The 13,451-nt window shown below is 61.3% G+C and carries 14 protein-coding genes; 12 read left to right on the top strand and 2 right to left on the bottom strand.

Annotated features, from left to right (window positions below):
- The first annotated feature begins 4 nt into the window (after nucleotides 1–4).
- From QX041_RS23920 to QX041_RS23885, 8 genes are all read left to right on the top strand, one after another.
- Complete coding sequence (locus tag QX041_RS23920; RefSeq protein WP_316166928.1) at nucleotides 5–256, top strand: helix-turn-helix transcriptional regulator; 252 nt, start codon at nucleotides 5–7, stop codon at nucleotides 254–256.
- Nucleotides 256–1,581 (top strand): type II toxin-antitoxin system HipA family toxin, encoded by a 1,326-nt coding sequence (locus QX041_RS23915; protein ID WP_316166715.1) that lies wholly within the window; start codon nucleotides 256–258, stop codon nucleotides 1,579–1,581. Before QX041_RS23920 ends, QX041_RS23915 begins: the two co-directional genes overlap by 1 nt.
- A gap of 499 nt (nucleotides 1,582–2,080) precedes the next feature.
- A complete protein-coding gene (locus QX041_RS23910; protein WP_316166714.1) occupies nucleotides 2,081–2,248 on the top strand; it encodes a hypothetical protein in 168 nt (55 codons plus the stop codon).
- Nucleotides 2,249–2,366: 118 nt separating this feature from the next.
- A complete protein-coding gene (locus QX041_RS23905) occupies nucleotides 2,367–3,104 on the top strand; it encodes a class I SAM-dependent methyltransferase (protein ID WP_316166713.1) in 738 nt (245 codons plus the stop codon).
- A 675-nt stretch (nucleotides 3,105–3,779) separates the two neighbouring features.
- A complete protein-coding gene (locus QX041_RS23900; RefSeq protein WP_316166712.1) occupies nucleotides 3,780–4,712 on the top strand; it encodes an ABC transporter substrate-binding protein in 933 nt (310 codons plus the stop codon).
- Between the two features lie 57 nt (nucleotides 4,713–4,769).
- The gene (locus QX041_RS23895) at nucleotides 4,770–5,615 is read left to right on the top strand and encodes a GntR family transcriptional regulator (RefSeq protein ID WP_316166711.1); all 846 of its coding nucleotides are present in this window, start codon (nucleotides 4,770–4,772) and stop codon (nucleotides 5,613–5,615) included.
- Nucleotides 5,616–5,926: 311 nt separating this feature from the next.
- Nucleotides 5,927–6,382, top strand: coding sequence for a class I SAM-dependent methyltransferase (locus tag QX041_RS23890; RefSeq protein WP_316166927.1), 456 nt, complete (start codon nucleotides 5,927–5,929; stop codon nucleotides 6,380–6,382).
- Nucleotides 6,383–6,392: 10 nt separating this feature from the next.
- Complete coding sequence (locus tag QX041_RS23885) at nucleotides 6,393–6,572, top strand: hypothetical protein (RefSeq protein ID WP_316166710.1); 180 nt, start codon at nucleotides 6,393–6,395, stop codon at nucleotides 6,570–6,572.
- 123 nt (nucleotides 6,573–6,695) lie between these two features.
- Here QX041_RS23885 and QX041_RS23880 read toward each other — a convergent pair whose 3' ends face one another.
- Both QX041_RS23880 and QX041_RS23875 read right to left on the bottom strand, forming a co-directional pair.
- Nucleotides 6,696–7,145 (bottom strand): hypothetical protein, encoded by a 450-nt coding sequence (locus tag QX041_RS23880; RefSeq protein ID WP_316166708.1) that lies wholly within the window; start codon nucleotides 7,143–7,145, stop codon nucleotides 6,696–6,698.
- Between the two features lie 747 nt (nucleotides 7,146–7,892).
- Nucleotides 7,893–8,813, bottom strand: coding sequence for a hypothetical protein (locus QX041_RS23875; RefSeq protein WP_316166707.1), 921 nt, complete (start codon nucleotides 8,811–8,813; stop codon nucleotides 7,893–7,895).
- A 423-nt stretch (nucleotides 8,814–9,236) separates the two neighbouring features.
- Between QX041_RS23875 and aepX the strand changes: the two genes are divergently transcribed.
- The 4 genes from aepX to QX041_RS23855 all read left to right on the top strand — a co-directional run bounded on the left by aepX (nucleotide 9,237) and on the right by QX041_RS23855 (nucleotide 13,447).
- Complete coding sequence (gene aepX, locus QX041_RS23870; protein WP_316166926.1) at nucleotides 9,237–10,115, top strand: phosphoenolpyruvate mutase; 879 nt, start codon at nucleotides 9,237–9,239, stop codon at nucleotides 10,113–10,115.
- 38 nt (nucleotides 10,116–10,153) lie between these two features.
- Entirely contained in the window at nucleotides 10,154–11,233 is a 1,080-nt protein-coding gene (locus QX041_RS23865; protein ID WP_316166706.1) for a methyltransferase, read from the top strand.
- A gap of 69 nt (nucleotides 11,234–11,302) precedes the next feature.
- Nucleotides 11,303–12,445 carry a phosphonopyruvate decarboxylase gene (gene aepY / locus QX041_RS23860; protein WP_316166704.1) on the top strand — a complete coding sequence of 381 codons (1,143 nt, stop codon included), beginning with the start codon at nucleotides 11,303–11,305 and terminating at the stop codon, nucleotides 12,443–12,445.
- Between the two features lie 15 nt (nucleotides 12,446–12,460).
- Nucleotides 12,461–13,447, top strand: a complete 987-nt coding sequence (locus QX041_RS23855; RefSeq protein ID WP_316166703.1) for a DMT family transporter — start codon at nucleotides 12,461–12,463, stop codon at nucleotides 13,445–13,447.
- Nucleotides 13,448–13,451: the final 4 nt, after the last annotated feature.

Here is a 13,451-nt window from a genome sequence, read left to right as displayed (position 1 = left end):
AAGCATGGACACAATCGCCCGTACACCCTTGCAGCTCGGAGCCGGCATTCGGCGGCATCGACGTCAGAAGAAACTCACCCAGGGTGACCTGGGCGAAAAGATGCACGCGCGCCAGGCGACAGTCTCAAAGCTGGAGGCCGGCGAACCAGCCACGCAGTTGCGCATCCTTATGGACGCGCTTGCGGCGCTTGACCTTGAGCTCGTCATCCGGCCGCGCACCAAGGTCTCCGCAGAAGCCATCGAGGATCTGTTCTGATGGGGCGTCGTCCTGTCCGCGCGCCGCTGAATGTCCACCTGAACGCAAGGCTGGTCGGACGGCTTCAGCGCGAGAGCAGCGGCGCCATCAACTTCCAATACGACAAGGACTGGCTCGGTTGGGATAACGCGATCCCCGTGTCGGTCTCGCTGCCTTTGCGCGAGGACCGTTATATCGGCGATCCCGTGGTTGCCGTGTTCGACAACCTTCTTCCAGACAACGACGACATTCGCCGCCGCATAGCCGAGCGCTCGCATGCGGCCGGCGCGGACGCCTTCAGCCTGCTCTCCGCCATCGGTCGCGATTGCGTCGGCGCGCTGCAGTTTCTGCCTGAAGGTGCGGCACCCGGCGTAGCCGGCGCAATCGACGGGCGCGCCGCAAATGATCAGGAGATCTCGGCCATCCTGGGCAATCTCGCCAATAATCCGCTCGGCATAGGGCCCGACCAAGACTTCCGTATCTCTTTAGCAGGCGCGCAGGAAAAAACCGCCCTGCTCTACTGGAGGGACAAGTGGCACGTACCGCACGGGATGACAGCCACGACCCACATCATCAAGCCTCAGATCGGCAAACTCCCGAACGGCATCGACCTGACCAACAGCGTAGAGAACGAGCATCTCTGCCTTGAGCTGGTCGCGGCGCTCGGCTTGCCTGTCGCCAAATCGCGCATCGTGGATTTCGCAGGACGGCGCGTGCTCGTTGTCGAGCGCTTCGACCGCGTCTGGACCCGCGATGGCCGGTTGTTGCGGGTTCCCCAAGAAGACTGCTGCCAGGCACTCTCAGTACCGCCTTCCCGCAAGTACGAGTCGGAAGGCGGTCCCGGCATCCGCAAGATTTCTGATTTCTTGAAGGGCAGCGATACGCCGGAAGGCGATCAAGCAACGTTCTTTAAAGCGCAGATCGTTTTCTGGCTCCTTGCTGCGACGGACGGCCACGCCAAGAACTTCAGCATCCGCCTGTCTCCCGGCGGACGCTTCGTGCTTACGCCGCTCTACGACATCATATCGACCCAACCGAGCCTCGACGCCAAGCAGATCACCCAGAACCAGATGAAGCTCGCCATGTCGATCGGCGAAAATCGGCATTATGTAGTGCAAACCATTCTAGGACGACATTTCGTGCAAACGGCCAAGAGCTGCGGTCTGCCCCAAAAGACGGTCGATGACGTCATTGAGGAGCTCGGCGATACGGCCGCCAAGAGCATCGACCAGGTGCTGGACGCCCTGCCAAACGATTTTCCCGGCACGATCGCAGACTCGGTCGCTGACGGCGCGAAGCGTCGCATCGCCACATTGTCTACGGCCAGAAAAGACCCGGCGGGTTGAAGCCAACTCACATCGGATACTAATCTCGCCAAAGCAGCCGCCACCTCGGGAACGGCTCCAATACGCGCCGCGCGGCGAACATTTGACCGCTTCCCCACCGCTTTTTTTAGCGAGCTCTGCAAGCACCCTAACCAAAGGGGCGGACGAGCGCAGGGCCCCGAGCATTATTTCGTGCTGCCCAACATCAACGGCTGCACCCGGCCGCGGGGCGTTGTAGCGGAACACGGCGGCAGCACTGGCGCCGCGCGGCGACCCGGGGGGCACGACGTGCCTGCCCCGATCCGCGAGATGATCCGTGTGGGACAACGAATCCCATCTGTAGCCGGTCGTCGCGTTCTATCAGCTCAGCCGCTTCGGATCCGAGCGCTCTGACGAAGCCACGGCAGCCTGCCTCTGCCACTCCGGCATTCTGCATCTCTATCGTCTGGGCAGGAGCAATTTCGACATTGCCAACAGGCTGTTTGCGGCGGGATTTGCCATCCAGCCCCGCGGAACCTTCTTGACCTGGCGCTCGTACCTGCGGACGTTTCTCCTTGCTGAACGTCAGTACACCTGCCGTCAGACCATCGAGGCGGAGGCGCTGAGCTTCATGTATCGCAGCCCCCTCGGGCAGACGGGCTGCCACGGCGGATCGACACTGTCGGCAAAAATCATCCCGCGCAGCTGACCGACGTCGCTGAGACAGGGTTTGGCAGGCTCGTTCGAAGCAGCAATCTTCGAAACCTGCAGTAACATTCATAAACATTGTGTTGCAGGGGCGCGCTGTTTTTGCCAAGCCTCCGTCCATGAGCCCGAATTACGAGTTTGTGTTTCAGCGAGCACTTTCGCTATCTGGCGTTGAACGCCCCCGCGTCTTGGATTACGGCTGCGGGCGCGGCGAGGTTGTCGTCCATGGACGAAAAGCAGGCTACGAGTTCTTCGGAGCGGACCTCGATGCCCCGGCATCGGAACGTCCTGAGCACTTCCGCGCGCTCCGTAGTGGACGCCTCGATTTCGACGAAGGGTTTTTCGACGTCGTCATATCCAACCAGGTCTTCGAGCATGTGCGAGACCCGGAGCTTGCGGTCTCCGAGATCGCGCGCGTACTAAAGCCCGGAGGGGTATTCCTGGCTTTGTTTCCCGACCGCACGTCGTGGTTCGAGGGACACGTGGGACTGTACTTCGTGCATCACATGCCCGAGTTATTCGCCCATCTCTACATGCGAGCCGCGCATCGGCTCGGCTTCGGCTATTATCGGGAAGGCAAGAGCAGCAAAGAGTGGGCCGACTTTATGCTGTGGCAGCTCAAAACTGACGTTTTCTATTACTCGCCGGGTGAGTTGCGAAGATGGTGGCAATCGGCCTTTGGGTCTCCTCCAGTCCCCGCCGAGGCGGACTTCATGCGGTTCCGCATTCAGTCCGCAGGACGGCGCGGGCTGTCGTTGCTCGCTCGCCTGCCGGCGGCTGCGGAGGTCCTATCGTTCGTCTGCCGCAAGCGCGCCGGTATTGTCTGGGTAACCCGCAAGACGGACGTCGCAGCCTGATGTCAATTGCCGGCTGAACTCGATCATATCGGGCGCGCTTGACGTGCTCGCTACTTCCGGTCGAATGGCCTGACGAAGTCGGGACTATGGTCACTTTGCTGAGTTGGCCGCTCTCGCCTCATGGCCGTTGGGCGGCGAACTGCGCCGGACAGCAACGGCGTGCAGCTTCCGTGCCGGTGCAGCTAGCCGGAAGCGGCGCTCTCGGCCGAATTCCCCAAGGCCAGATTGCGAAGCCGGAGACTGATCGTAGCTGCACTCGTTGAGCGATTTGCATATCTGATGCGTGTGCTTCGCAGAACGCGAGCGTCGCCGGTCCATCTTGAGCGGTGGAGTAGTTCGGTCTCATCGCGCAGCCGGCTGCCCGGCCTCAATCGACGTCCAACAACTACTTTCGACAATTTTCGGTCGCAGTTTATGATGACTATCGCCTCACGTGCATTTAACTCGTGCAACCTCGGCGAGCTTTTGCCTTGCTCGTGCGGATGATCGTTCGTATGATTCGAATGTGATCGGATCGTGAGAAAAGTTCACTACCGGCACACATTCCCTCCCAACACTCGCGAGACCCGGCCAGTGTTACAGCGACGTAGTTTTCTCGGGCTTCCGCTATTGGCGTTGTGTGGCTCGGCGAATTCGGCCTGGGCGGGCAATTCCGTCGAGACGTCCAGAGTCAGAGTGACGATCGGCGGAAAGGCATTCCTACAATACGCACCGGTCACACTTGCCGAGCGCCTTGGCTTTTTCAGGGACGCGGGCCTCGACCCGGAGCTTCTTGACGTGAGCGGCGGATCCAAGGCGCTCCAGGCTCTCGTGGCAGGAAGTGCTGAACTCACCGCTGGCGCTTTCGACCACACGATTCAGATGCATGCCAAGGGACAAAAAATCGTCGGGGTTGTGCTGTTTGGCAGGCATCCGACGTTCGCATTGGCCCTGCGAAAAGAGAAGGCTGCGGACTATCGCGACCCGAGCAGCCTGAGAGGCATGAAGATCGGGGTCACGGCATTGGGATCCCAAACTCAGTTCATGGTGGAGTACATCGCTTTGCGAGCTGGTGTCTCTCCGGCCGACATTTCCTTCGTCAGTGTCGGAGGTGGCACAGGTGCCGTAGCAGCGATCCGCAACGGCGCTGTGGATGGGGTCGTCACGGGTGAGCCGGCGCTTACGGCGCTGACCGCCGCAGGTGACGTCAAACTTGTCGCGGACACTCGCACCAACGAGGGGACCATCGGCATTTTTGGCGGTCTCTATCCGTCAGGGACGATCTACGTGCGGTCAGACTTCATCGAACGCAATCCCGATACGCTCCAGGCCTTTGTTCTCGCGCTGGTGCGCGCCCTGCAGTGGATTGATCGCGCGTCCGTCGACGAGATCGCCGATGCGCTTCCGGCGGAATGGGCCAAACCTGATCGAAACATCTTTCTCGCCTCCATCCGGGGCACCCGAGACATGTTTTCGCCCGATGGCCGGTTCAGCGCCGAGGGCGCGGGGATCGCATTTCAGGTGTTGTCGACCGTCGACCCACAATTGCGTGGCGTGAAGGTCGATCTCGCGGAGACATTTACGAACAGGTTCGTCGAAAAGGCTCTCCAGACGCTAGCATCGAAATAGCATCGTGGAGAGTTCGAGCCGATGAACATGCCCGCGGCACTGTGGGATCGAGGCTAGGTGGTGGCGCCGCGAGCTCCGCAGCATTCGAACGCTTCTGCTTCGGCCGCCAAGAAAACGGCGCGGAAGACGCGTCCGACAGATAAGCCCAAGCGCCCAAAAGGACGGCCCGCGATCCTTGCAAGACGGCGGCGCGACATACCGCTTCATCATCAGGTGTTCTTGGTCCTGCAGGACGAAATTGCAGAACGCCGCTATGCACCAGGAGAAGTCTTGCCGGCGGAGGCGGATCTGGCTGTGCTCTTCGGCGTCTCGCGCGTGACGATCCGGGCAGCTTTGGACACTCTCGATGAGCTCGGACTGATCGAACGCCGCCAGGGTATCGGCACGTTCGTACGGGAGCTCTCGAAGCCGGAGCCTCTCACGGTGCCGATGATGGACCTCGCTGCTCGAAACAGGGAGATCGTGCGCACAACGCGAGCTCACGTGGTCGAGTTCGAGTTCAAGGTGGCCCCTCGTCACGTTCGCGAGCACTTCCAAGCCCAGCCAGGCGACCTTTTCCAGCGCACAGTTCGCATCCGCTACATGAATGACTGGCCAATCATGCAGGTCACGACCTACATTCCGGAAGCGATCGGACGGCAATTTGGTCCTGAGGACATGGAAGGAGGGTCGCTCTATGCGATTCTGCAGCGCTTCGGCATCACATTCACATCTGGCGAGCAGATTGTGACGGCAGCTGCAGCCGACCCCGTTGTCGCAGCACGCCTCAATGTCGCGATAGGCGCACCGCTCTTGAAGGTGGTGCGCATTCATTTCGACAGCGCCGGACGTCCGATTCAGCACTTTGAGCTGCTGGCTCCACCTGCAACCTACGAGCTTCGCATGCCATTGAAAGACTTCTAGCCTGCCTGCAAGCGCGCCAAGTCCCGAGCACGTTCCGTCCAAACTGACATTTCGGTACGCGTGCGAAGGAGAAGCGCTCACGATCTCATGGGGCCGCGCCGTGGGCGGACCGGCCCACACCGGGAGGCGTCACAAGACATGAGCCTCTGCACGGCGGCCGAACGATACAGATGACGTCCGAACCAGTTTCCCCTTCATTCCCTCGCTTTCAATCGACGGTCCCTCACTACGTGGCCGGGCGACCGAATTACGCACCCGCGCTCATCCAAGTTGTGGCGGATCACCTTCGTCTGACCAAGGACCACCGATTGATGGATCTCGGCTGTGGACCAGGGTGGCTCGGCATCGCATTTGCACCCCTGGTCGGCAAGGTCATCGGAATAGATCCGGAGCCTGCCATGCTAGAGGCTGCTCAGGCGATCGCCAACGCGGCGGCCGTTGAGATCGAACTGATCGAAGGCAGCTCGTTCGACCTCAGCCCGCAGCTCGGCCGCTTTCGCGCCGTGGCGATTGGACGTGCCTTTCATTGGATGGATCGCGCCGATACGCTGCGAAAGCTCGACCCATTGATCGAGGAGGACGGCGCAGTCATGCTGTTCAATGACGTACGTCCCGATGTCCCACAGAACGCCTGGTACAAGCGTTACTCGGACGTCGTCGATCGCTTCACACAACAAGAGTGTCGGTTTCGCACCCGAGCGCTTACGTCACGAATCGATCCTGCTGGAGTCGCGCTTCGGTCAGCTCACCAGAATTGGTGTCATTGAGCAGCGTCTCGTGCCTGTCGCTCGCCTGATCGACCGCGCACTATCGATGTCGACCTCCTCGCCTGAACAGCTGGGCGTTCTCGAAGGTCAGCTCGCGCAGGAATTGACGATGGAGATATCGCCATTCGCAACCGCCGGCGGCGTCGTAGAAGTCATTGAATCGCAGGTCCTCATTGCGCAGCGCCGCTGAGGCTCACAAGCTTCGCTGCCCAATCGACCTACTTGGCCGCCCGATAGGGCGAAAGCGCCGGCACACGCCAGTCGCCACGGCCATCGCACCGCTCCATGACGAAGACGGCCCGCAGCAAAGACCTTAGCTCAGCTCTACACCGGCGACTGAACAAGCGGATTCGATCAGATGCCGCACGGTCCGGGCATCCCAGTCGAGCCTCTCGGGGACGTCCGCCCAGTAATTTGAGAGCACATGTGCAGCATGTCGCGCCTTTACCCCCAGACCGACGACCGTTCTGGCCGGAATCGCCATGATGGCGCGTTCAATCGGGTCAAGCGAGCTCAAGACCGCTTCGATGCGCTCTACACCGGGCACCACCACGGCGGAGATCTGCGATTTTGCATCCCAGGTGGCCCCAGCTGATTGCGCATCTTGCTGCTGGAGAGTTGCGAGTTCTGCGGAGAGCGCTTCAAAGCTGCGTCCGAGGGCAACCAGCACGGCGTCGGGATTGCTTTCGATGGCTTGCTCATCGAGCGTCAGACCACCTGGCTCGACGGTTGCCAAAATCCGCAGGGTTTCATCAAGAGACATCACCGAACTCCAGGCCGAAAACGGTCGGTGGAAGGTCGCCGACAGCCGATCGGTTGCAAGGGATCGACGTGCACCCAGCGGACGAAGTCCGCCTCTCCTTCTCGACGTGAGACGATATCGCCCAGTCGTATCAACATCAATACAATATCTGTTTCAGGCCGTCATCAATAGGTCCCAGACTGCCAGAGCCCCGTCACGACGCAATGCGGAGAGCTCGCATCGCGACGCAGGAAACGGCGTTGTCTTTGACGCCGGCTCATTTCACGCGACGTGCCGAGACGAAAGAGGTTGCGCTCGGCCAGCTTGGCCCACTCATGCCACGCAAGCCTGCGCTTGGCGAGCTACCGAAATTGGTGGTCCTACACCAGCGGCGGAGTCACTGGCCAGAAAGCTCGTCCGGCGTCCGCAGTACGGCCTATTGCTGCGTGCCACTATCGTCACTACGCGTCTTACGCGAGTAGCCAACGCCTGTTCGTCTCACTTGGCACAGCGCTGAACGCCTCCGTCCTATCATGGGACGGCGCAATCAAACGCTCCGGTTGAGCAGACGGCTGCGACATGTCGCGCCTGAATTGAGCCAAGCCATGCCGCGCCGCGTTGCTGCGGACCCAAGCACGAACTGCCAGGTTTCAAGACAATTGACGCATTGCAAGCGGGCCGCTCAACAGCCGGAAAGCTCGCAAGACCGCACTCAACCACTCGCCATCAGGCGTGCATCAATCATCCTCGTACTGCATCGCGCAGCTATCAAGGGGTTGATGCAACGTTCTCGACGAGCGACGCACCGACAAGCCGAGCTGGTCTGGAGCCAGTCGAACCGCAGGGAAGGATGAGGCGCCTGTAGTGCACCCGCAACCTGTCATTTCGGTGCGGGCGCCGGATGACGGCATCAACGTCGTCGAAGAGCGGCTTGCCTGTATGAAGCACATGGTCGTAAACGCCACGGACCCATTGGCCGTAATGATAGTCCGGCTGCTCCTCGAGCGGCAATCCCGGTGCATGCTGTTGCCAGGTTCTGCCGAAGCTTTCAAACCCCGAGCCGATGTCAGCGAAAATGAGCCGGCCGTCGACAGGCTCGATGATGACGAAGCGCTGCAGCGATTGCAGATCGAGGAGGCCCTTCAGTTCGGTATTGTCGCGGCCCTGATCACATTCGAGCCATCGCATGAACAGGACCGCAAGAGGCTCTGCCTCTTTGGCAAGCGCAGTGATGGGCAACTCACGGCTTCTGAACACCGGCGACAGATGCAGGCGGGCTCGCGCGACCTCATCCCCGATATAGGTCATCGCCTGGCTGACCCTCGGGAACATGCGCTCGACAACTTCATCGCCTGCTTTCACAACGATGATTCGCTCCACGGCCCTATCCGCGATGAAGTATAGCGCCGAAGCGATGCTGATCCCGCAGGCGGTCCTCGGCCTGAGCCGGATCCGGGCCGATCGACTGTCGATCATGGTGACAGCGACGAATCCCAGATTGTCGACCACATAGGACGAGAAATCAAAATCTGACACCGGGCATTGCAGGAATCGCCGCAAAACCGGCGAATGAGCATCCCAAGCCCGCCCATGATCGTCCAGAAGGATGGTTGTCATCGGACCCACGCCATCTTCAATACGAACGCGGCAGCGCGCCAGCGTCTCTGGCGCCCGTTGATGTATCGTCATCGGATCAGATCCGCCAAACGGCTGACCGGATGCCGAACGAAGCAACCAGTTGAACGCATATCGGTCCGCGCCGCTACTACAAGCTTAGGTAGCGGCCGGCCATCGCCCTCCCTCCAGGCACGCGACTTTCCCCGGCGGCGCAAGCGGACGCGGCAGGGCCGCGGTCCTCCCCTTGCCAGCACGAACCCGGGCCTGCTCGCCGGCAGTGCTCGCCCTCGGCGAGACCGCCTCCCTCGCCCTCCCCACCGGAACCTATGCGCTGGTGTGACTACCAGAGTTAGTAATTGATCCCGGTATCGCAAAACTGTCAACTGATGGTTGATGACAGACCCGCACGGGGAAGGGAGACCTTGCATGCTCACGCGACCGCAATCGATTCGTCATGCTGCAGATCATCGTCCGGAACTCGCCACTCGCGCCGCAGTGCTCCGCGAGCAGATCTGCTGCAATCGAGATCTGAGCTTTCTGATGGAGGCCCATGATGGGCTCTCAAGCGCCGTCGCCGAGCGCGCCGGCTTCAGGGGCCTATGGGCATCCGGCCTGTCGATCGCCTGCTCTCTCGGCTATCGCGATGCAAGTGAGGCGTCCTGGACCCAGCTCATCGACGTCGTCGAACGCATGGTCGATTCGACTGATCTCCCCGTTCTCGTCGACGGTGACAGCGGCTTCGGCAATTTCAACAACGCGCGCATTCTGGCCCACAAGCTCCGTCAGCGGGGTGCCGCGGGTGTGGCCTTGGAAGACAAGCAGTTTCCGAAGATGAACTCGTTCGTCGGCGATCGTCATCCGCTCGCCGATGCCGGCGAATTCTCCGGGCGTCTGCGTGCCGTGAAGGATGCGGTTGGAGACGAACTCGTCCTCGTCGCCCGCATCGAGGCCTTGATCGCCGGCCATGGCATGGACGAGGCCCTTCACCGCGCTCACGCCTATGCGGACGCCGGAGCGGACGCCATTCTCATTCATTCCCGGAAGAGCACGGCGGACGAGATTTTCGCCTTCGCCAATGGTTGGCAGAACCGCCTCCCCGTCGTGATCGTCCCAACGAAATACTATCGGACCCCCGCGTCCGCCTTTCGTGCTGCCGGCATCTCGACCGTGATCTGGGCCAATCATTCGATGCGCGCCGCGACAAGCGCGATGCGCAATGTCTGCGAGCGCATCATCACCGAGCAGAGCATCGCCGGGATCGAGGCTGAGGTCGCGACCCTCGAGGATGTCTTCTCGCTGTTTCACTACGACGAGCTGGCGCGCGCCGAGGCCCGATACCTGCCCGTGAATGCCGCGTCAGGCCAGCCAGACTGACCGAACAACTCATGCCGTTCTCGTAAAGGATCAGACTCATGACCCCGACTGCACTCGCATCTCGCATCGACACACCGACCGATGTCTCACAGGTCGACCGCCCCGACATTGCCCAGGTCATCAAGTGGCGGGATAGCTCATACGCCGCCGACCTCTACATTGCAGCGGTATCCTGGCTCGACCTGTTCACCTATCTGGACGGTCATCACGTCTCTGAAGACGAACTGCGGGAGCATTTCTCGCTTCGTGACCGGCCGACACGTACAATGATCAGGCTCTTCGAATCCTGGGGCCTGATTGCCTGCGAGGGCGGAAAACTTCACGCCACCATCGAAGCCGTCCGATATCTCAGCAGCCGATCCGACGAGAATGTCGCCTCCTACATCGCCACAATGAAGTACAAGTCGTCGGTTCGCGAGCTGTACGACGTCCTGCGGAACGACGGCTCCGACACCTGGCATGTCGCGCGCGGCGACACGACCAGCTGGGACGATCTGATGCAGACGGATGAGTTCGCGGACCTCAACACGCGCGGCATGGAGGAGCGCGGCCGGATCTTTGCCCCGCATCTCGCTACCCTGCTCGATTGCAGCGCCGATACGTCCATGCTCGACATCGGCGGCGGCTCCGGCGTCTATTCCGCTCATCTGCTGATGCGATATCCTCGGCTATCCGCGACCATCTTCGAGCGCCCCCCGGTCGACGAGCTCGCGCGATCCTGTCTGATCGCGCGGGGTCTCTTTCCCGACCGCGTCCGTATCGTCGCTGGCGACATGTTTGTCGACCCGCTGCCACGCGATGCAAGCCTTCATCTCTATTCCCACGTTCTTCACAATTGGGGACCCGAGAAGGTCCGCCTGCTGATGCGCAAGTCCCACGGCAGCCTCCAGCCCGGTGGCCGCATTGCTGTCTACAGCTGCCATCCCGACGATCGCGGCGGGCGTCCGGCCCCGGCCGCCGAAGCTGAATATTCGGTGCTCCTGACCACGGGCTACGAAGGCTGCTGCTACAGCTTTGAAGACATGCGCGGGATGCTCGAACAGGCCGGCTTCGGGCAGGTCGAGTACCACAGATCGCTCTGCAATCGCAGCCTGATCGTGGCGAAGAAACTCAGCTGAGGTCGCAGGACGTCGATTCATTGGGGGCGGCAGAGCCGCTCCCAATGCCCTTGTGCAGGAGCAAAAGACATGTCCGTGCCGACGAGCGTTCTCCTATCGAGATTGAGTGCAGCAGGCTACACGTTCTTCTCGGGCGTTCCGTGCTCGCACTTCGCTGACCTGTTTGAGAGGGCGGCCGAAAGCAGCGCGTTGACCGACGTGCCCGCGGCCAACGAAGGCAGCGCGGTGGCGCTCGCCGCCGGTGCTGCGCTGTCTGGCCAGCGAGCCGTCGTCGCGCTGCAAAACTCCGGTCTTGGTCACGTCGTCAATCCACTCACCTCGTTGTTGATGGTCAACAGGATCCCGGTCCTGTTGCTGATCTCGGTCCGAGGGCATCCCGACGAGAGCGCGGATGAGCCGCAGCACATCTTCATGGGTGCCGCGACGAAAGCGATCCTCGATCAGCTCGCCATCGACTGGGACGAGTTCGACGGAATGACGGGCGGACTGGATCGGCTTCTCATCCGCGCCGCTGAAGCGCATCGGCAGGAGGCACCTTTTGCTGTGCTGTTGCGAAAGGGCCAGCTCACGCCGAGCGCCGCGGGAGCGGCCCCCGACGCATCGCTCGATTACCCGCTGAGCGCGGGAGAGGCGATCGAACTGATCTGCCAGCGGCTCGATCCGACCACGTCGATCGTCTCGACGACCGGATTCATCACGAGAGAGCTCTTCCGGGTCAACGATCGTCCCGAGAATTTCTACATGCAGGGCTCGCTCGGGCACTGCAGCGCATTGGCGGCAGGCCTCGCCATCGCCATGCCCAACCGTCCCGTGCTCGCACTGGATGGCGACGGCGGCGCGCTGATGCACATGGGCGTCATGTCCACGATTGGCCACGCCAAACCCCAGAACCTCATCCATGTCGTGCTCGACAATGAAAGTTATGCGTCCACCGGTGGCCAGGCCTCGACGTCCCGAAGCTCGTCCCTGGATCTTGTCGCATCCGCCTGCGGCTATCGCTCGTCGGTGCGTTGTGCCGAAGCCGGGCATATCCTGACAGCAATGGAGCACTGTGCGACGACGCGGGGCCCGCATTTCCTGCTTTGCAAGATCAATCGTTCCCATCCCGCAACGCTTCCGCGCGTGACCACCCGCCATACGCCTGTCGGTAACAAGCGCCGATTCCAGGACGCCATGGGGCGCTACGTTCTTGAACCTTCAGCTGCCGGCTAAAGGGGAAACGATGTGATGGTCCGCAAGACGTCTGCTTCGGCAGCCCTCTGCCTGATCTTCGTGATCCTGATCTGGGGTATGAACTGGCTCGTCATAAAGGATGCGCTGCAGATCGCGCCGCCCCTGTTCTTTACAGGACTGCGTCTTCTCGGCGGCGCGATGGCGATCGCGGTGGCGCGCCTTGCCTTGGGGTATCAGCTCCGCATCGGCGATCGCGGACGGCTCAACCTGCTTGCCGTGGGCATGCTGCAGATGGCCTGCGGGCTGGGCCTGAGCCTCGTTGGGCTCCAATATCTGGACGTCGGCCGAAGTGCTCTCATTTTCTATACGATGCCGCTCTGGCTTGCGATCATTGAGTGGGTCTTGGACGGAAGGCGGCAGACCGGCTTCGAGCTTGCAGCGATCGGGAGCGGGCTTGGTGGCATCATGTTGTTGAGCGCCAATGGCCTCGGGCCAACGGCTGCGCCAATGACTTTCGACAACGCGGAAGGGATTGCCTTGCTGCTGATTGCGGCCATCTGCTGGGCCTTGGGAACGTGGCTCGCCAACCGAGCTCACAGCGATATCGACGTCTGGAGCCGGACTACATTCCAGCTCGCAGCGGCAGGGATGGCGGTCATGATGGCCTCAGCCGTCCTCGAGCCGCATTTCGACGTCAAGCACCTTTCAGCTCTCGCCTTCCCGATCGCGTTCAACTGTATCGTAGCGACCGGCCTCGCATTCGTTGCCTGGTACTATGCGTTGGCTTCAATTCCGGCGCGAATCGCATCTCAGAGCCTCGTTCTCATTCCCGTCGTCGCGCTGATCTCAGCTCTCGTCCTGCAGGGGGAGGAGCTCGCGTTGCGCACGGTTCTTGCCAGCCTGCTGATCATCATGGGCGTTACGATCGTGATCTGGCAGCGCGAAGAGCAGCCTTCGCGCAACAAGCGGGCCAGAGCGCCTTTCAGCCAAATCGACGAGGCCGACAAGCCCCAAGCAAGCGTCAGCCAGCGCAGTCTTTGAGTTG

The sequence above is a fragment of the Bradyrhizobium sp. SZCCHNRI2009 genome, from assembly GCF_032485115.1.
In the GTDB taxonomy this organism is placed as follows: domain Bacteria; phylum Pseudomonadota; class Alphaproteobacteria; order Rhizobiales; family Xanthobacteraceae; genus Bradyrhizobium.
Note: the sequence above shows the minus strand (reverse complement) of the source record. Positions and strands in the feature narration are given on the sequence as shown.